The sequence below is a fragment of the Rhodobacter sp. P1_C2 genome, assembly GCF_056406375.1.
Genome location: NZ_JBFUAG010000001.1, coordinates 514,681 through 532,457 on the forward strand (window position 1 = coordinate 514,681; position 17,777 = coordinate 532,457).

At 64.0% G+C, this 17,777-nt stretch carries 17 protein-coding genes; 15 read left to right on the forward strand and 2 right to left on the reverse strand.

The features are described 5' to 3' along the window. Positions 1-159: 159 nt before the first annotated feature. Complete coding sequence (locus AC1DZT_RS02530; RefSeq protein WP_478005013.1) at positions 160-1,179, reverse strand: glycosyltransferase family 61 protein; 1,020 nt, start codon at positions 1,177-1,179, stop codon at positions 160-162. A 348-nt stretch (positions 1,180-1,527) separates the two neighbouring features. Here AC1DZT_RS02530 and AC1DZT_RS02535 point away from each other — a divergent pair, with 348 nt between their 5' ends. From AC1DZT_RS02535 to AC1DZT_RS02590, 12 genes are all read left to right on the forward strand, one after another. Then, complete coding sequence (locus AC1DZT_RS02535; RefSeq protein WP_478005014.1) at positions 1,528-2,430, forward strand: GntR family transcriptional regulator; 903 nt, start codon at positions 1,528-1,530, stop codon at positions 2,428-2,430. Positions 2,431-2,602: 172 nt separating this feature from the next. Continuing rightward, entirely contained in the window at positions 2,603-3,688 is a 1,086-nt protein-coding gene (locus AC1DZT_RS02540) for a mannitol dehydrogenase family protein (RefSeq protein WP_478005015.1), read from the forward strand. 92 nt (positions 3,689-3,780) lie between these two features. Beyond that, entirely contained in the window at positions 3,781-4,794 is a 1,014-nt protein-coding gene (locus AC1DZT_RS02545) for a zinc-binding alcohol dehydrogenase family protein (protein WP_478005016.1), read from the forward strand. Next, a complete protein-coding gene (locus AC1DZT_RS02550) occupies positions 4,791-6,311 on the forward strand; it encodes a sugar ABC transporter ATP-binding protein (protein WP_478005017.1) in 1,521 nt (506 codons plus the stop codon). The genes AC1DZT_RS02545 and AC1DZT_RS02550 overlap by 4 nt, the downstream gene beginning before the upstream one ends. Continuing rightward, complete coding sequence (locus AC1DZT_RS02555) at positions 6,308-7,303, forward strand: ABC transporter permease (RefSeq protein ID WP_478005018.1); 996 nt, start codon at positions 6,308-6,310, stop codon at positions 7,301-7,303. Before AC1DZT_RS02550 ends, AC1DZT_RS02555 begins: the two co-directional genes overlap by 4 nt. Positions 7,304-7,391: 88 nt before the next feature. Continuing rightward, a complete protein-coding gene (locus AC1DZT_RS02560; protein WP_478005019.1) occupies positions 7,392-8,339 on the forward strand; it encodes a substrate-binding domain-containing protein in 948 nt (315 codons plus the stop codon). A 67-nt stretch (positions 8,340-8,406) separates the two neighbouring features. Next, entirely contained in the window at positions 8,407-9,174 is a 768-nt protein-coding gene (locus tag AC1DZT_RS02565; protein WP_478005020.1) for an L-fucose dehydrogenase, read from the forward strand. 1 nt (position 9,175) lies between these two features. Beyond that, positions 9,176-10,684, forward strand: a complete 1,509-nt coding sequence (locus AC1DZT_RS02570; protein WP_478005021.1) for a UxaA family hydrolase — start codon at positions 9,176-9,178, stop codon at positions 10,682-10,684. Beyond that, positions 10,684-11,013 (forward strand): L-rhamnose mutarotase, encoded by a 330-nt coding sequence (locus AC1DZT_RS02575; RefSeq protein ID WP_478005022.1) that lies wholly within the window; start codon positions 10,684-10,686, stop codon positions 11,011-11,013. The genes AC1DZT_RS02570 and AC1DZT_RS02575 overlap by 1 nt, the downstream gene beginning before the upstream one ends. A 183-nt stretch (positions 11,014-11,196) precedes the next feature. Further along, complete coding sequence (locus AC1DZT_RS02580) at positions 11,197-11,715, forward strand: VOC family protein (protein WP_478005023.1); 519 nt, start codon at positions 11,197-11,199, stop codon at positions 11,713-11,715. A gap of 7 nt (positions 11,716-11,722) precedes the next feature. Next, on the forward strand, positions 11,723-12,718 hold the full coding sequence (locus AC1DZT_RS02585) for an MDR/zinc-dependent alcohol dehydrogenase-like family protein (RefSeq protein ID WP_478005024.1): 996 nt from the start codon (positions 11,723-11,725) through the stop codon (positions 12,716-12,718). A gap of 11 nt (positions 12,719-12,729) precedes the next feature. Beyond that, entirely contained in the window at positions 12,730-13,158 is a 429-nt protein-coding gene (locus tag AC1DZT_RS02590) for a GlcG/HbpS family heme-binding protein (protein ID WP_478005025.1), read from the forward strand. Between the two features lie 2 nt (positions 13,159-13,160). Here the strand turns inward: AC1DZT_RS02590 and AC1DZT_RS02595 are convergent, their stop codons facing one another. After that, positions 13,161-13,835, reverse strand: coding sequence for a TetR/AcrR family transcriptional regulator (locus AC1DZT_RS02595; protein ID WP_478005026.1), 675 nt, complete (start codon positions 13,833-13,835; stop codon positions 13,161-13,163). A gap of 262 nt (positions 13,836-14,097) precedes the next feature. Between AC1DZT_RS02595 and AC1DZT_RS02600 the strand changes: the two genes are divergently transcribed. The 3 genes from AC1DZT_RS02600 to AC1DZT_RS02610 all read left to right on the forward strand — a co-directional run bounded on the left by AC1DZT_RS02600 (position 14,098) and on the right by AC1DZT_RS02610 (position 17,777). After that, positions 14,098-15,207: a sugar ABC transporter substrate-binding protein gene (locus AC1DZT_RS02600; protein ID WP_478005027.1), complete on the forward strand. Its 1,110-nt coding sequence runs from the start codon at positions 14,098-14,100 to the stop codon at positions 15,205-15,207. 88 nt (positions 15,208-15,295) lie between these two features. Next, positions 15,296-16,261: an ABC transporter permease gene (locus AC1DZT_RS02605; RefSeq protein ID WP_478005028.1), complete on the forward strand. Its 966-nt coding sequence runs from the start codon at positions 15,296-15,298 to the stop codon at positions 16,259-16,261. Between the two features lie 10 nt (positions 16,262-16,271). Next, positions 16,272-17,777, forward strand: a complete 1,506-nt coding sequence (locus tag AC1DZT_RS02610) for a sugar ABC transporter ATP-binding protein (protein ID WP_478005029.1) — start codon at positions 16,272-16,274, stop codon at positions 17,775-17,777.

Consider the following 17,777-nt stretch of genomic DNA (forward strand, 5'->3'; position numbering starts at 1 on the left):
GCGGGCGGATGACGAAAGCAGCATTATTCAAATTGACGGAACTGTCGTTTTCAAAACTCTCGCGACCGTTCAGATGCGGTGCGGAGACCCAGTCAGGGCGGCTGGGGTTGCCCGGGTTTCAGGTGGCAGAACCTCGCCATGTGCTGGCCCAGGACGTCTTCAGTCGAGCCCCTGCAGGATCAATTCGAGTTGCGCACAGTCCAATTTCAGTTGCATCCCATATGGATAGGCACCGTAAGCGTTGTTTGGCACCACCATGGAATAGCGATGCCTGAGCAATCTGCACACACCTATGATGCCGCAATTGATCAGGTTTGGAGTGAAGCATTCTACCACGCGCGACCGCGGCTCCATGAAAAACACATGCAGGAATCCCGCGCCATGCGTGCCTCCGATGACAGAGGCCCCCGAGGCGGCCGCGATCTGGCCGGCGACGGGAAGTTGCGCCATATCGAGGATCTTGAAGCCGTACCGTTCGAGAAGCGGATAAACTTCTTCCTTGTTGATCAGTTCGCGGCCATGATTCACCGTATTCTTGTCGTCGCGGTCAATCCAAAGCCGGTCACCCAAGCTTTTATTGGTCAGTTTTGCTGTGGTGAGGAATTTTTCCCGCAGTTCGAGGAAGAGATCCGGATATTTCAGGATGTCCTCGGCGCAAATGGGCGTTGCGAACCATCCGCAGCGGAACATGGTGGGCGTCGTTGGCGCATGCATGATGCGCTCTCGCGGAATACCCAGCAATTCCATGCATTCCATCACGAACGCGCCCCGCATCACATAGCGCCCTGTGAAGCCGGCCCGTTCCATGAGCAGGATCCTTATCGCCTCTTCAGTGATCCAATGAAAAAAGTTCCCGGAGTAAAGATTGGAGATGATGCAGACTTCTTCGTTCACCTCGGCGTAATCGAAGGGTTCCCGATAGGCGTCAGCGAGGCCCAGAAAATTCCTGTTCCTCTCGAAATCAAGATGCCAGGCGTTCAGAATGGACTCTGACGGCATGACTTTATCAACGATCGGGGCCCTCATATCAAGAATGTAGAGAACGTTATCAACACGAACCACCGAGATCGGCAGTGCATCTTCGGGGCGCGCTATTGTTATGACCCGATCCGGCGATTCAGACTCGGCCAACTTGATCAGGGATTTGCAGACCAGATCTTCAATCTTGATTGAAATCATTACAAATATCCCGTCGGTGCGGCAGGTGTAATAGGTTCATCGTCAGGAAACGCTCACACGGTTGTCTTGAGAAATCAAGTTTGGGTTATGCCGAACCTGCCCGCGACCGGTGCTGCGCATATTTTTCGTGCGCAACTCGACGCCGGGGGTCTGGTATGGGGATAAGGGGGCGGGAAGGGTGGAATGCACGACTTCTGCTACACCCTCGCGGATGACAGGACCCAAAGCGGAAGCCACCGGCCGCTTCTTCCGACACATTGTCGCATCCGTATGCAACTGGGCAACGCTTGCAATTTTCTGTCGCAGCGGATGGAATGGCGCTGACCCTTCAGAGGATTGCTGCGCAGCATGGCACGGACGGACGAGCGGTTTCGCGAGGCTTTCAATGCCTTGCTTGGCATCTGTCAGGCCATGCAGCCGGGGGATCACCTGCCGGCGGAGCTTGCCCTTTCCGAGCGTCTGGACGTCAGCCGCACCGTGATCCGCGCCGCGCTGGAGCGGCTGGACGCCGAGAAGATCATCGCGTGGCAGGGGCGGCAGAAGACGCTGATCCGGCGGCCTGGCCCGGAGGATCACCTTGCCCTGCAGACCGAACAACCCAGCGCGCATGAGTTGGAGCGTCAGTTCCTCGACTGGATCCTGCGTTTTGACGTGGTGCCGGGAACCGCTTTGAACGTGGCAGACCTGGCGCGGCGTTTTCGGGTGACGCCGCATATGCTGCAGGAATTTCTCGCCTCGCTCAGCCGGTTCGGGCTGGTGCAGCGGCGCAGCAAGGGGGGCTGGGATCTTCTGGGCTTTACCCGCGAGTTTGCGGTGGAGCTGTCAGAGTTCCGCCTGATGCTGGAACTGAACGCCGTCAGCCATCTGGTGGCCTTGCCCGCGGATCACCCGATCTGGCCGCGGCTGGAGGATCTGGAGGCCCGCCATCTGCGGCTGGCCGCAGAGATCGACGAAAGGTTCCACGACTTCTCGCTGTTGGACGAGGCCTTTCATGCGACCATCGGCTCGGTGGTGAAGAACCGCTTTGCGGCGGAGTTTCAGAAGATCATCGCCTTGATTTTCCACTATCATTTCCAGTGGGACAAGACGAACGAACGCCTGCGCAACCAGGCGGCCATTGGCGAGCATCTTCGGATCATCGCGGCCTTGAAGGCGCGCGACAAGGCGGCGGCGCTGGCGGCGGCGGAGGATCACCTCAAGACCTCGAAACTGACATTGCTGCAGTCGCTGCGCGATCACGCGATGCCGTGACAGCCGGACGGGTCCGCGACGGCGCCCGTCTGTCGCGCCCTTGCGGGCCTGATCCTGCCGCCTCCGGCAGGGGCCAGCGTCCCCTCCTGCCATCTTGCGCCGTGGCAAGGGCTGACAGAGCCGCTTGACTTACGGTTCATTATGATAAAAAACCTGCCGCAGGAGTTTCCCCATGCCCATCACGCCCATCCTGCAATTCGGCACCAGCCGGTTCCTGCAAGCCCATGCCGATCTGTTCCTCTCCGAAGCGCTGGCGCGGGGCGAGGCCTTGGGGCCGATCACCGTGGTGCAATCCTCGGGCGATGCCGGGCGGGCGCATCGGGTGGCGGCTTTGGCGGCGCCAGGCGGGTTTCCCGTGCAGATCCAGGGGCTTGAGGCCGGCCGGAAGGTGGAGGCGGTGACCCGCGTCACCTCGATCCGCCGGGCGCTCAGCACCGCGACCGATTGGCCCGAGATCTGCCGGATCGCGGCGGAGGAGGCGCGGATCATCCTGTCGAACACCTCGGAAAAGGGCCTCGTGCCGCAGCCCGCCGATGCGTCGCCGGTGTTTGATCAGGCCATGTCCTATCCCGCCAAGCTGGCCCATCTGCTGGCCGCCCGCTTTGCCGCCGGTGGGGCGCCGGTGCAGGTGATGCCCACCGAACTCGTCGCCCGCAATGGCGAGATGCTGCGCGCCCGCGTGCTGGAGCTGGCCCCTTCGCCGGACCTCGCGGACTGGATCGCCACTCAAGTGACCTTCGTCAATTCGCTGGTCGACCGCATCGTCTCGGCCCCGATCGAGCCTGCGGGGGCGGTGGCAGAGCCCTATGCCCTGTGGGCCATCGAGGATTGTCCCGGCCTGATCGCCCCCTGCACCCATCCGGCGGTGCAGATCGTGGCCTCGCTGGCGCCCATCGAGCGGCGCAAGCTGTACATCCTGAACCTTGGCCACACCTGGATGGTCTCGCAATGGCAGGTCCGGGGCGGGGCGGATTATGTGCGCGAGCTTCTGGCCGATGACCACTGGCGCGCCGCCTTGGAAAGCCTCTACCGCGACGAGGTTCTGCCGGTTTTCGCCGCCGCCGGCGATGACTTGGCACCCGCCTATGTCGCGGCCACGCTCGACCGTTTTGCCAATCCCTATCTGGATCACCGCCTCTCCGACATCGCCCAGAACCATGCCGAGAAGCTGGAGCGTCGGATCGGGGCTTTTCTGAACTGGGCCAAGGACTTGGGTCTTGGCGGCCAGCAACCGAGGCTTCGGGCCGCTCTGCTCTGACATTGTTTTTTGATTGGAATAATTAAAAACAATTGCCGACGCCCAAGTCTGTCTTTAATCATAAAAACCATATCCCGGGGAGGGGAGCCAGAATGCAGGACGCAGCCGAAACCATGCTGTGCGGAGTGAGTGTGGAGCCGGGCCGGTTCGAGCTGGTCGTGCGCCCGCTGCCGCAAAGCGCGCCCGAGGGATGGGTGCTGGTCGATCTGGCGGCGGCGGGGCTGTGCGGCACCGATTACCATATCCACGAGGGCAAGCACCCCTATCTGCAATATCCCCGCGTCATCGGCCATGAACTGTCGGGCCATGTGACAGAGGCGGCGCATGGCTTTGCCAAGGGCCAGCTGGTGGTGATCAACCCCTATGTCGCCTGCGGTACCTGCCATGCCTGCCAGCGCGGCAAGCCCAATTGCTGCATGGCCATCGGGGTTCTGGGGGTCCACCGTGACGGCGGCATGTGCGCCCGCATCGCGGTGCCCGCCGGCAATCTTTACGACGCCGAGGGGCTCGACCCGATGCAGGCCGCCATGGTGGAGTTTCTGGCCATCGGCGCCCATGCCGTCCGCCGCGCGGACATGACGGCGCAGGATCGGGTGCTGGTGACGGGGGCCGGACCCATCGGTCTGGGGGCCGCACTTTTCGCCCGGCTGACCGGGGCCGAGGTGCATCTGATGGACCTGTCGCCCGAACGTCTGGCGGCGGCGAAAGGTCTGGGCTTCACCCAGCTTCACCGCCCCGGCGATGACCTGCCGGCGGATGGCTTTGACGTGGTGATGGATGCCACCGGCAATCCGCGCGCGATGGAGGCGGGCTTTGCCCATGTCGCGCATGGCGGGACCTATGTCCTTGTTTCGGTGGTCAAAGACAACCTGACCTTCAACGACGCGGAGTTTCACAAGCGCGAGATGCGCCTGATCGGCAGCCGCAACGCCTTGGGCCCGGATTTCCGCACCGTGATGGAGGCGCTGAAATCCGGTGCCGTGCCGGGCCCGGCGCTGATTTCCGCCGTGCTGCCGCTGGCCGACCTGCCGCGCCGGATCGGCGAGCTGGCGGCCGACCGCGGCGGCATCATCAAGGCCATCGTGGCGCTGGGGGCGGGGCTATGACCGACCTCATTCGCCTCGAAGAGATCGACAAGCGCTTTCCCGGGGTCCATGCCCTCAAACGCGTGGGATTTGACCTGCGGGCCGGTGAGGTCCATGCCCTGATGGGCGAGAATGGCGCCGGCAAATCCACCCTGATGAAGATCATGTCGGGCGTCTATCAGCCCGATGGCGGCGTGATCCGGCTGAACGGGGCGGAGGTGCGCCTGCCCAACCCGGCCGCGGCCCAACGCCTTGGCATCGGGATGATCCATCAGGAACTGGCCCTGATGAACGATCTGACCGTGGCGCAGAACATCTTCATCGGGCGCGAGCCGCGCAAAAGCTTTGGCCGCCTGGACGAGACCGCCCTGAACCGCGCCGCCGCCGAGATCTTTGCCGGCATGAAGGTCGACATCGATCCGCGCGCCGAGGTGCGCGATCTGTCGGTGGCCAAGCAGCAGATGGTGGAGATCGCCAAGGCGCTCTCCTTCCGCTCGCGCATCCTGATCATGGACGAACCCACCGCCGCCCTGAACGACCGCGAGGTGGGCGAGCTTTTCGCCATCATCGCCCGGCTGAAATCCGAAGGCGTGGGGATCGTCTACATCAGCCACAAGATGGACGAGATCAAACGCATCGCCGACCGCGTCACCGTGATGCGCGACGGCACCTATGTCAGCACGGTGGGGGCGGCCGAAACGCCGATCGGCACCATCATCTCGATGATGGTCGGGCGCGAGCTGGATGGCGCCACGGTCGATATCCCCGACCTTTCCGCCGCCCCCGTGGCGCTGGAGGTGCGCGGCCTTTGCCGGGGCCGCGCGGTGCAGGACGTCAGCTTCGATGTGAAAGCCGGGGAAATCCTTGGCTTTGCCGGCCTGATGGGGGCCGGGCGGACCGAAGTCGCCCGCCTGATCTTTGGCGCCGACCGCCGCGATTCCGGCGAGGTTCTGGTGCATGGCCAGCCGGTCAGGATCACCACGCCCTTGGACGCGGTCGAGGCCGGCATCGGCTATCTGTCCGAGGATCGCAAGCATCTGGGCCTGGCTCTGGGTCTGGATGTGCGCGACAATATCGCGCTGCCCAACCTCAAACGCTTTCGCCGGTTCTTCGGCGTGGTCGATGACGGCGCCCTGGGCAAGACGGCGCGGGATTTCGTGGCCTCTCTCTCGATCCGCACGCCTTCGGAACGGCAAGAGGCGCGGCTTTTGTCGGGGGGCAATCAGCAAAAGATCGTGCTGGCCAAATGGCTTTTGCGCGACTGCGACATCCTGATCTTCGACGAGCCCACCCGCGGCATCGACGTGGGCGCCAAGGCCGAGATCTACCGGCTGCTGCAAAGCCTGGCCGAAGAGGGCAAGGCGATCATCGTCATCTCCTCGGAACTGCCCGAGGTGATGCGCCTGTCGCACCGCATCGCCGTGATGTGCGAGGGCCGGTTGACCGGCATCCTGCCCGGCGGTCCGGGGACAAGTCAGGAACAGATCATGCATCTGGCGACCAATCGCCCGGTGAGCAACGGGGGGAAAGCCGCATGACCGCAACAACCGCAACGCCGGGGGCGAAGAAGTCCCGCTCGGGGATGCAGCAAAAGCTTCTGGCCTTTGCCAGCCTGATCATCCTGCTGATCTTCTTCTCGTTGGCCTCGGACAAATTCCTGCAAACCGCCAATGTCATCGGCATCCTGCAGGCGACCTCGGTCAACGGGGTGCTGGCGGTGGCGGCGACGCTGGTGATCATCACTGGCGGCATCGATCTGTCGGTCGGCACGCTGATGACCTTTTCGGCGGTGATCGCGGGGGTCGTGCTGACCTATTGGGGCTTGCCCTTGCCCTTCGGCATCCTGGCGGCACTGGCGACCGGGGCGGCCTGCGGCTGCATCTCGGGCACGCTGATCGCCAAGATGCGGATTCCGCCCTTTATCGCCACCTTGGGGATGATGCTGATCCTGAAGGGCATGTCGCTGGTCATCTCTGGCACCAAGCCGATCTATTTCAACGACACGCCCTCCTTCCCCGAAATCTCCACCGGCTCCTTGATCGGCAGCCTGATCCCGGCCTTGCCGGTGCCGAACGGGGTGCTGATCCTCTTCGTGCTGGCGGTCGTGGCGGCCTATGTGCTGAACCGCACGGTTCTGGGGCGATATACCTTCGCGCTGGGGTCGAACGAGGAAGCGGCGCGGCTGTCGGGGGTGAATACCGATTTCTGGAAGATCACGGTCTACAGCCTGTCGGGCGCGATCTGCGGGCTGGCGGGGCTGATCATCGCCTCGCGCCTCAACTCGGCCCAGCCGGCGCTGGGGCAGGGCTATGAGCTGGACGCGATTGCCGCGGTGGTGATCGGCGGCACCTCGCTGGCCGGGGGGCGGGGCTCGATCCTTGGCACGATCATCGGGGCCTTGATCATGTCGGTTCTGTTGAACGGGCTGCGCATCCTGTCGGTGGCGCAGGAATGGCAGACCGTGGTCACCGGCCTCATCATCATCGCCGCCGTCTATGCCGACATGATGCGCCGGGCACGCAGGGCCTGAGATCACGGAATTCAACGCAAAGAGGGCGGCCCACGCCCCGGAGACTTGCAACCAAAAACCCGGCCTTCCGCCGGTCAAGGAGGAAAGAATGCTGACAAGACGCGCAATGCTCGGCTCGATCGGTGCGGCCAGCCTGATGGGCTCGGTCACCATCGCCTGGGGCGACGAGAAGATGTATATCCCGCTGATTTCCAAGGGGTTTCAGCACCAGTTCTGGCAGGCCGTGAAGGCCGGTGCCGACAAGGCCGCCGCCGAGTTTGGCGTCGAAGTGACCTTCGAAGGCCCGGACAATGAAACCATGGTCGACAAGCAGATCGACATGCTGTCGGCAGCACTCGCCAAGAAGCCGAAAGCCATCGGCTTTGCAGCCCTCGACACCCAAGCCGCGACGCCACTTCTGAAGCAGGCGCAAGAGGCCGGGATTCCGGTCGTGGCCTTCGACTCCGGTGTGGACAATGACATTCCGGTGACGACCGTGACCACCAACAACGTCGCGGCGGCCGGTCTTGCGGCTGACAAGATGGCGGAACTGATCGGCGGCAAGGGCAAGGTCGCCTTGGTCGTCCACGACCAGACCTCGCGCACCGGCATCGACCGTCGGGATGGTTTCGTCAATCAGGTCAAGGCCAAATACCCCGATATCGAGATCGTCGATATCCAGTATGGCGGCGGAGACCAACTGGCCTCGACCGAGATCGCCAAGGCGATCCTGACCGCCAATCCCGACCTGAAGGGCTTCTTCGGGGCCAATGAGGGTTCGGCCATCGGCGTCGTCAATGCGATCAAGGAAACCAAGACCCAGGGCGTCGTGGTCATCGGTTACGACTCCGGCAAGGCGCAGAAGCAGGCGGTGATGGACGGCATCATGGCCGGCGCCATCACCCAAAGCCCGGTCGGCATGGGATACGAGACCGTCAAGGCCGCCATTGCCGCGGTCAAGGGCGAGACCCTGCCCAAGGTCATCGACTCGGGCTTTGCCTGGTGGGACAAGTCGAACATGGACGCGCCGGAAATCGCCGCCGTGCTTTACGACTGATCCCGGGCGGTGCAGCAAAAGGTCGGCTCCTGCGAGGGGGCCGACATTCTCATGAAAGGGACGGAAGATGGATCTTGGGCTGACGGGCAAGCTTGTGGTGGTCACCGGCGGCGGGGCCGGCATCGGCGGCGCCATCACGCGCGATCTGGTGAAAGAGGGGGCCCGCGTCGTGGTTCTGGCACGCCGCTTGCCGGAGGAAGCCTGGTTCGCAGCCTCTGGCGCCGATTTCGTGCAGGCGGAATTGTCCCAGGATGATCAGGTTCGCGCCGGTGTCGCCCAGATCCAGGCCCGGCATGGCCGGGTTTACGGCCTGGTCAACAATGCCGGCGTCAATGACGGCATCGACCTTGCCGCGGGGCCCGAGGCCTTTCGCGCCTCGCTCAACGTCAACCTCATCCATTATTACACGATGGTGCATCTTCTGGCCGACGATCTGCGCGCCGAAAAGGGCGCTGTCGTCAACATCTCGTCCAAGACGGCGGTGACGGGGCAGGGCAATACCTCGGCCTATGTCGCGGCCAAGGCGGCGCAGCTGGGCCTGACGCGGGAATGGGCGGCGGCTTTCCTGAAAGACGGTGTGCGCGTCAATGCCATCCTGCCGGCCGAGGTGATGACCCCGCTTTACGCCCGCTGGATCAACACCTTCGAGGATCCCGATGCCAAGCTGGCCGAGATCACCCAGCGCATCCCCCTGGGCCAGCGCATGACCGAAGATCACGAGATCGCCGCCATGGCCGTCTTTGCCCTGTCGCAGCGCGCCCTGCATCTGACGGGCCAGTGGCTGTTCGTCGATGGCGGCTATGTCCATCTGGACCGCGCCCTGGCGGGGGTCTGAGATGCGGCCCGATCACATCATCCTGACCGAGGGCGACGATGTGGCCATTGCCCTCGCCGATCTGCCGGCGGGCCATGCGCTTGGCCCTGTCACTTTGAGCACGCCGGTGCCGCGCGGCCACAAGGTGGCGCTGCATGATCTGGCGCCGGGCGCCCAGGTCCGCCGCTATGGCCAGATCATCGGCCAGGCCACCCGCGCCATCGCGGCGGGCGAGCATATCCATGTGCAGAACCTTGGGATGTCCGACCACAGCGCCGATTACGCCATCGGCCAAAGCCTGCGCGAGGTCGCGGCCCCTGACGCGCCCCGCACCTTCATGGGTTATCGCCGGGCCGATGGCAAAGCCGGGACGCGGAATTTTCTCGGCGTGCTGACCTCGGTCAACTGTTCGGGCTCGGTCGCCCGCTTCATCGCCGAGGCGGCCGAGCAGACCGACTGGTTCAAGGCCCTGAAGAATGTCGATGGCATCGTGCCGATCGCCCATGGCTCGGGCTGCGGCATGTCGGGGGACAACGAGGGCTACCTCACGCTGTTCCGCACCCTGCAAGGCTATGCCAGGAACCCGAATTTCGCCGGCATCCTTCTGGTGGGGCTGGGCTGCGAGGTGATGCAGATTCCGGCCCTGGTCGGCAAGGCGCGCCTGCGGGCCGATGGGCAATTCCTGCATATGACGATCCAGGAAAGCGGCGGCACCAAGCGCACCGTTGAACGCGGGGTCGAGGCCTTGCGGGAATTGGCGCAGGTGGCCGACACCTGCACCCGCGAACCGATCCCCGCCAGCGAGCTGGTGGTGGGCATGCAATGTGGCGGGTCGGATGGCTATTCGGGCATCACGGCGAACCCCGCGCTTGGGGTGGCCTCTGACCTTCTGGTGGCGCAGGGCGGCACGACGATCCTGTCGGAAACCTCCGAGATCTACGGCGCCGAGCATCTTCTGACCCGCCGCGCCCGCTCGGCCGAGGTGGGGGAAAAGCTGATCGACCGCATCCGCTGGTGGGAGGATTACTGCGCCCGCAACAAGGGCGAGCTGAACAACAACCCCTCGCCCGGCAACAAGAAGGGGGGGCTGACCACGATCCTGGAAAAGTCGCTGGGGGCGGTGGCCAAGGGCGGCACGGCGCCTTTGGAGGGCGTCTATCTTTACGCCGAACCGATTGACCGCAAAGGCTTTGTCTTCATGGACAGCCCGGGCTACGACCCCTGTTCTGTCACGGGGCAGGTCGCCTCTGGCGCCAATCTGATCGTGTTCACCACCGGGCGCGGCTCGGTCTCGGGCTACAAGCCCGTGCCCTGCATCAAGATCGCCACCAACACCGAGATGTACCAGCGCCTTCAGGATGATATGGATATCAACACCGGCGACATCCTCGATGGCGTGACGCTGGAGAAGAAGGGCCGCGAGATCTTCGAGATGTTCCTGGCGGTCGCCTCGGGCGCGAAAAGCCGGTCCGAGGATCTGGGCTTTGGCGGGGCAGAGTTTGTTCCATGGCAGATCGGGGCGGTGATGTGATGCAACGCATGGCAATGATGATCGGGCTGCGGCCCGAGAATATGGCGGAATACAGGGCGCTGCATGCCGAAGTCTGGCCGCAGGTTCTGGCGCGGATCTCGGCGTCAAACATCCGCAACTACTCGATCTTTCTGCGCCAGCCCGAGAATGTGATGTTCGGCTATTGGGAATACCACGGCAGCGATTTCGCCGCCGACAGCGCCGCCATCGCCGCCGATCCCGTGACGCAGGAGAGGTGGAAGCTCTGCGGCCCGATGCAGGTGCCGCTGGACACCCGGGCCGAGGGCGAATGGTGGGCCGCGATGGAAGAGGTCTTCCACCTCGACTGAGCCGGTCGGGCCGGGCGCGAAACTTCGGATCAGGACAGATCAGGCCGCGACCCCCGCGCGGTGCCAATTCCTGTTGACAGGAATTGGTCCTCCGTCGCATGAGTATATAACCAACTAGTTACATACTTGCGCGAAGGGTGCGGCGACGATTCCCTGCCGCAGGCCCATCGGGAGGAAGACAGCATGAAGGTCTACGGAATGCAGCATGTCGGGTTCACCGTGCCGGACATGGATCAGGCCGTCCGGTTCTTCGAGGAGGTGTTCGGCGGCGTGACGGTGCTGTCCACCGGGCTGGTCGATGTCGACGATGCCTATATGCAGCACCGGCTTGGCGTGCCGGGCAACTGCCGGATCGAGGATATCAAGGTGCTCCGCCTCGGCAATGGCAGCAATCTTGAGATCTTCAGCTACTCGGGCGACCCCGACCCGACCGCGGACCTGAAGCGCAACAGCCAGCCGGGCGGCTTTCACCTGGCCTTTCAGGTCGACGATGCGCATGAGGCCGCGACGCGGCTGCGGGCTGCCGGGGTCGATGTGCTCGACGGGCCGAATTATGTCGATGCGGGGCCGATGGCGGGCCTGACCTGGTGCTATCTGCGCAGCCCCTGGGGCCAGTATCTGGAGATTGTCAGCATGGATGGCCCGCTTGGCCATGAAAGGGACGGCGGGCTTGCGCAATGGTCCCCGGCGCTGAACGGTTAGGTGTGCGATGCCCGTTGAAATCATCATCCCGGCGCGGCAGACCTTCCGGCTCGACCCCTGTCAGGACGCACCGCTGCAGGCCGGGGAAATCCGTGGCCGGACCGAGTTCACGCTGATCAGCCAGGGCACCGAACTGGGCTGGGCCAATGGCGACACCTTCCCGGTGCGCCCCGGCTATGCCGCTGTTTTCACGGTGGAGGAGGTGGGCGAGGGCGTCGCGGGCATCACACCGGGCGACCGGCGCTTTGCGATGGGCCTGCACCGGTCGACCCAGACCCACCGGGCCGCCTTCACCCTGCCGGTGCCCGAGGGGCTTGCCCCGGATGTCGCGGTGATCGCCCGGCTGATGGGCGTGTCGATGACGACGCTGATGACGACCACGGCGCGCGCCGGCGATGCCGTTCTGGTCTGCGGCGCGGGCCCGGTCGGCTTCCTTGCGGCGCATCAGTTCCGGCTGGCGGGCTTCCGCGTCACCGTGGTCGACCCCGACCCTTTGCGCCGCAGCCAGATCATGGCCAGCGGCATCGCCGACTGCCGCGCCGAGATGCCGCTGGAAGACGGTGCCCTCAAGGGCAGGGTTGCGCTGCTGGTCGATTGTTCGGGCCACGAGGGCGCCGTTCTCGCCGGCTGCCAGATGCTGCGTCGGGGCGGCGAGGCGGTGCTGGTCGGCGTGCCCTGGCGCAAGCTGACCGACCATTCCGCGCATGAGGTGATGCGGGCGGTCTTCTTCAACCTGATCACCCTGCGGTCGGGCTGGGAGTGGGAGCTGCCGATCCTCGGCCGCGATTTCCTCTGGGAGGAGCTTCTGGAGGGTTACAACAATGCCCCCCACAGCATCCTCGGCGGCTTTGCCCGCGCGCTGGACTGGCTGGCAGAGGGACGGATTCCGCTGGAAGGGCTAATGCACCGCGCAAGCCCCGGCGATCCGGCGCAACTTTATGCCGATATCGCGGCCCGCAAGATCGCCGCGCCCTTCATCGTGCTGGACTGGACGCTTCTCTGAAAGGAATGACGATGATCGTGATGACCCCGGTTCTGGCCTCGGCTACGGCGATGCAACTGGTGCAGGCCGCCGTCGGCCAAGCGGCTGCCAACGGCTGGAAGGTGGCGGTCTGCGTGGTGGACCCCGCGGGTGCCACCCTCGCCGCCTGGCGGATGGACGAGGTCACCCCGCCGATCGCGGAATTTGCCGCCGACAAGGCCTTTACCGCCGCCACGATGCGCCGCAGCACCGCGGGGTTTTTCGAGCGGATGGACGGCTCGCCCAGCCTGCGCCTGGGCCTGGCCAACCGGGCGCGGCTGCTGGTCTGGGGCGGCGGCCTGCCGATCTTTCATGCCGGCAAGGTGATCGGCGGGATCGGCGTGTCGGGCGCGCAGGATGTCGAGGATATCGCCTGCGCCCAGACCGCGCTGGAGGCCTGCGGGCTGACCTCGCAGGCCTGACCTCAGGCCGCAACCAGCCGCATGATCGTGTCGATGTTGAACTGCAGGCGCTCTTCCAGCGCCTCTTTCGTCATCAGGTCGCGTTCGAAGACGATCGAGCCGGTGTAGCGGTTGGTCAGGTAATAATAACCGATCGCGGCCACGGTGATGTTCATCTGCACCGGGTCGATGCCGTCGCGGAACACGCCCGCCACCGCGCCGCGCTGCAGGATATTTTCCATCATCGACACGAACTTGCGGCTGTAGACCTTCACCACCTCGGACCGTTTCAGGTGCTTGGCGCGGTGCAGGTTCTCGCTGTTCACCAGGGTGATGAATTCGGGGTTCTTGAGGTAGTAACTCCAGGTGAAGCGCACCAGCCGTTCCAGCGCCTCCTTCGGTTCCAGATGGTCGAGGTTCAGTTTCTGTTCGGCCGAGCGGATGTCGACATAGGCGTTTTCCAGCACGGTCTGGAACAGGCCCTCCTTGCTGCCGAAGTAGTGGTAGATCATCCGCTTGTTGGCCTTGGCCTTCTCGGCGATCACATCGACCCGCGCACCGCCCATCCCGCTTTTGGCGAATTCCTTCTTGGCGGCATCGAGGATGCGCGCCTTGGTCGCCTCGGCGTCGCGGACGCGGGGCTTGGCGGCGGACCCGCCGGGGGAGCTGGTAGGGTCGGCCTCTGTCGTCACAGTCATGTCCTCCGGCGCCAAGGGAGTGGCGGTTGCACCAGTCTTACACAGAGCGGGCGGCCCTCGTCAAAGTGCTTCCTGCGAAAACCGCGCCGGAAATGACGCTGAAAAGACTTGACTCATGGCAATCCAAGAAAGTAACCAGTTAGTGCGTTAGGTGATCAGGAACACGACCTGCTCAAGCTGCGACTCAAGGTGGGCTTGAGCGCGTCAACCGCCGCGTAACCCGCCACCCAAGGTGGCATGATGTGGAAAAGGGGAGGAACCTATGTCTACTTTCATCAAGGATTTCATCGAAAAAGAGACGATCAACCGCCGCAACTTCCTGCTGGCTTCGGCGTCGGGCCTGGGCGCCATGGCACTGCCTTCGGCGTTTGGCGGCGGCGCGGCCTTTGCGGCCACCGACCCGGCCCTGGCCTGGAGCTATCGTGATCGCGCCTCGGCCTACTGGAACGCCATCGTGTCGGGCGGCGAGACCTTTGTCGAAAGCCTCGGCAAGAAGAAAGAGGACATGACCAGCCTGATCAACGAGGGCTCGTCCGAGAAATCCCTGGCCGATATCAAGTCCTTCCTGGCCAAGAACAGCGGCAATTGCGCCATCGCCTGCGACCCGAACGACAGCCCGAACGCCCGCCCGGTGGCCGAGGCCGTGAAGGCGGCTGGCGGCTATGTCACCACGATCTGGAACAAGACCGACGATCTGCACCCCTGGGATATCGGCGACAATTATGTGGCCCACCTCAGCTGGTCGGGCGAAAAGCCTTCGGAAGAAGCGGCGCGCGTGCTGTTCAAGGCGATGGGCGGCAAGGGCGGCGTCGTCCACCTCGGCGGCATCCCGGCCAATATCCCGGCGATCGAGCGTCTGCAGGGGCTGAAGAACGCGCTGAAGGACTTCCCCGATATCGAGCTGCTGGACGTGCAGGCCGCCGACTGGGATACGCAGAAGGCCACCGAGCTGATGGCCTCCTTCATCACCCGTTATGGCGACAAGATCACCGGCGTGCACTGCGCCAATGACAACATGGCCTACGGTGTGGTCGAGGCCTTCAAGGCCGAGGGCATCACCGGCGTGCCGATCGTGGCCTTCGACGGCAACCCGGAAGCCGTTCAGATGGTCATCGACGGCTCCCTTCTGGCCACGGTCTTCACCAACCCCTACTGGGGTGGCGGCATTGCGCTCGCCCTGGCGCATCACGCGGCCATCGGCACCTTCAAGCCTTCCGAGGAGCCCAACGAACACCGCGAGTTCTACGGCCCCTCGATCGTGGTGACCCATGACGATGCGGTGGCCTTCAAGGCCAAGTACATGGATGCGACCCCGGTCTATGACTGGAACGACCTCTGGGGCCTGTCGGCCGGCGGCATCGTCTACAAGTAAGATCATCCAGACGGGGGCGGGCCTGCTTTGGCTCGCCCTCCCATTTTTGCGGCGCAAGAGGCCGCAAGTCAGGCAGGGGGGCGACGGCGTGACGCAGCACAACTCACGAAAGACACTACTGAAATGGGCGCCGCTTCTGGTGCTGCTGGTTCTCGTCGTCTTCTTCACGGCGATCAATCCGGCCTTCTTCTCGCTGCGCAACTTCGCCCGCATCGCGATCACCTCCTCGCCCGCGCTGATGGTGGCGATCGGGGTCACCTTCATCATCATCATGGGCTCGATCGACCTGTCGATGGAGGGGGCGATCTCCCTCAGCGCGGTGATCTTCGCCTTCCTCTTCCGCTATCTCGGCGGCACGCTGGACAGCTGGGGCTGGATGGCCCTGCCCTTGATCGTGCTTTTCGGCGCGGCTTTCGGCTGGATCAACGGGATGATCCATGTCCGGCTGCGCATCCCCTCCTTCATGGCCAGCCTTGCGATGGGTTTCGTCGGCACCGGGGCTGCGATCCTTCTGACCGGCGGCAATATCGTTAAAGTCAATGACGAGATGTTCCGCGGCCTGCTGACGGTGCGCTATTTCGGCTTTCCGATCATGGTCTATGTCGCGGTCTTCTTCCTGCTGGTCGGCGCTTTCATCCAGTCCTACACCACGCTGGGCCGCAACTTCTATGCCGTCGGCGGCGGCGAGGAGCTGGCCCATGCCTCGGGCGTGAACGTCCGCCGGGTGCGGGTCATGGCCTATGCCCTGGCGGGCGCCTATTACGCCATCGCGGCCATTCTGGCGGTCGGCAAGATCGGCCAGGCGGAATCGGTCAGCGGTGCCAATTTCATGTTCATCTCGATCACCTCGGTGGTGGTCGGCGGCGTGGCGCTCTGGGGCGGCACCGGCGGCGTCTGGAACGCGCTGGTCGGCGTGCTGATCGTCAGCGTCATCAACAACGGCATGGTGGTGATCGGCCTGCCGGATTTCATCCAGGACGGGATGCTGGGCATTCTGGTCATCGTGGCGGTCGTCCTGTCCACCGACCGGCGCTCCATCCAGGTCGTGAAATAGGGGGCTTGCGATGTACGAGCTGAAGAAAGTCGACAAGAAATTCCCCGGCGTCCATGCCCTCAAGGCGGTGGATTTCCAGGTGAACCGGGGCGAGATCGTCGGTCTGGTCGGCGAGAACGGCGCCGGGAAATCGACCCTGATGAAGGTGATCTACGGCGCCTATCAGCCCGATGGCGGCCAGGTGACGATCGACGGCAAGGCGGTGCGCTTTGCCAACCCGCGCGCCGCGATGGAGCAGGGCATCGGCATGGTGTTTCAGGAGCAATCCCTGATCGCCAACCTGACCATCATGGAAAACATCTTCCTCGGCTACGAGGCGCAGTTCGTCCGCTTCGGCGTGATCAACTGGAAGGCCATGGCCGAGGCCGCCAAGGCGCAGCTGGCCAAGGTCAAGCTGGACATCGACCCCGCCATGGTCACCGCCGATCTGTCCTTTGCGCAGCGTCAGCTGGTGGAACTGGCCAAGGTGCTGACGCTGGAAGAGCGGGTGAAGGGCAACCTCGTGATCCTTCTGGACGAGCCGACCTCGGTTCTCGCCAAGGAGGAGGTGCAGCTTCTGTTCAAACTGGTGCGCGAGCTGACCACGCGGGCCTCGTTCATCTTCGTCAGCCACCGGATGGACGAGGTGATGGAACTCTCCGACCGGATCTATGTGATGAAGGATGGCGCCGTGGTCGATGTGGTGGCGCGCGGCGAGAAGACGGTCGAGCAGATCCAGCACAAGATGGTCGGCCGCAACGTCGACAAGGAATATTACCGCGAGCAGCGCCAGAAGCCCTATGATGCGGGCAAGGAACTGGTGACGCTCGACAAGGTCGATCTGCCCGGCCGGGTCCGCAACATCAACCTGACGCTCCATGCCGGCGAGGTCCTGTGCCTTGTGGGCACCGAAGGTTCCGGCCGCGAGGCGATCCTGCGCACCATCTACGGCATGCTGACCCCGGTGCGCGGCAAGGTGATCATCAAGGGCCAGCCCACCGCCCCCCTCACGCCGAAGGGCGCTGTCGAACGCGGCGTGGGCTATGTCCCGCGCGAACGCAAGATCGAGGGCATCGTCGCGGGCATGAATGTCTACGAGAACATGACACTGTCGCAGATGGGCAAACATTCCAGCGCCGGCGTCCTGCGCATCGCGGGCGAGCGGGCCCTGGCCAAGGAATGGATCGCCAAGCTGTCGATCAAGGCAAGCTCCGAACTGGCCGATTGCGGCAACCTGTCGGGCGGCAACCAGCAGAAGGTGGTTCTGGCCAAATGGCGCTCGGGCGGGTCCGACATCATGCTTCTGGACCATCCGACCCGCGGCCTCGACATCGGCGCCAAGGAAGACGTCTACGACATGATCCGCGACATGTCGGATGCCGGGGTGGGTATCGTGCTGGTGGCCGACACGCTGGAAGAGGCGATCGGCCTGTCGCACACCATCATCGTCGTCAAGGACGGGGCGATTCAGAAGCAGTTCAACAGCAGCGATGGAGCGAAACCCTCGCTCTTCGACCTTATCCATTACATGATCTGA

Coding starts and splice junctions, on each gene's coding strand:
- AC1DZT_RS02530 (WP_478005013.1), bottom strand. CDS start 1,179: ATGATTTCAATCAAGATTGAAGATCTGGTCTGCAAATCCCTGATCAAG.
- AC1DZT_RS02535 (WP_478005014.1), top strand. CDS start 1,528: ATGGCACGGACGGACGAGCGGTTTCGCGAGGCTTTCAATGCCTTGCTT.
- AC1DZT_RS02540 (WP_478005015.1), top strand. CDS start 2,603: ATGCCCATCACGCCCATCCTGCAATTCGGCACCAGCCGGTTCCTGCAA.
- AC1DZT_RS02545 (WP_478005016.1), top strand. CDS start 3,781: ATGCAGGACGCAGCCGAAACCATGCTGTGCGGAGTGAGTGTGGAGCCG.
- AC1DZT_RS02550 (WP_478005017.1), top strand. CDS start 4,791: ATGACCGACCTCATTCGCCTCGAAGAGATCGACAAGCGCTTTCCCGGG.
- AC1DZT_RS02555 (WP_478005018.1), top strand. CDS start 6,308: ATGACCGCAACAACCGCAACGCCGGGGGCGAAGAAGTCCCGCTCGGGG.
- AC1DZT_RS02560 (WP_478005019.1), top strand. CDS start 7,392: ATGCTGACAAGACGCGCAATGCTCGGCTCGATCGGTGCGGCCAGCCTG.
- AC1DZT_RS02565 (WP_478005020.1), top strand. CDS start 8,407: ATGGATCTTGGGCTGACGGGCAAGCTTGTGGTGGTCACCGGCGGCGGG.
- AC1DZT_RS02570 (WP_478005021.1), top strand. CDS start 9,176: ATGCGGCCCGATCACATCATCCTGACCGAGGGCGACGATGTGGCCATT.
- AC1DZT_RS02575 (WP_478005022.1), top strand. CDS start 10,684: ATGCAACGCATGGCAATGATGATCGGGCTGCGGCCCGAGAATATGGCG.
- AC1DZT_RS02580 (WP_478005023.1), top strand. CDS start 11,197: ATGAAGGTCTACGGAATGCAGCATGTCGGGTTCACCGTGCCGGACATG.
- AC1DZT_RS02585 (WP_478005024.1), top strand. CDS start 11,723: ATGCCCGTTGAAATCATCATCCCGGCGCGGCAGACCTTCCGGCTCGAC.
- AC1DZT_RS02590 (WP_478005025.1), top strand. CDS start 12,730: ATGATCGTGATGACCCCGGTTCTGGCCTCGGCTACGGCGATGCAACTG.
- AC1DZT_RS02595 (WP_478005026.1), bottom strand. CDS start 13,835: ATGACTGTGACGACAGAGGCCGACCCTACCAGCTCCCCCGGCGGGTCC.
- AC1DZT_RS02600 (WP_478005027.1), top strand. CDS start 14,098: ATGTCTACTTTCATCAAGGATTTCATCGAAAAAGAGACGATCAACCGC.
- AC1DZT_RS02610 (WP_478005029.1), top strand. CDS start 16,272: ATGTACGAGCTGAAGAAAGTCGACAAGAAATTCCCCGGCGTCCATGCC.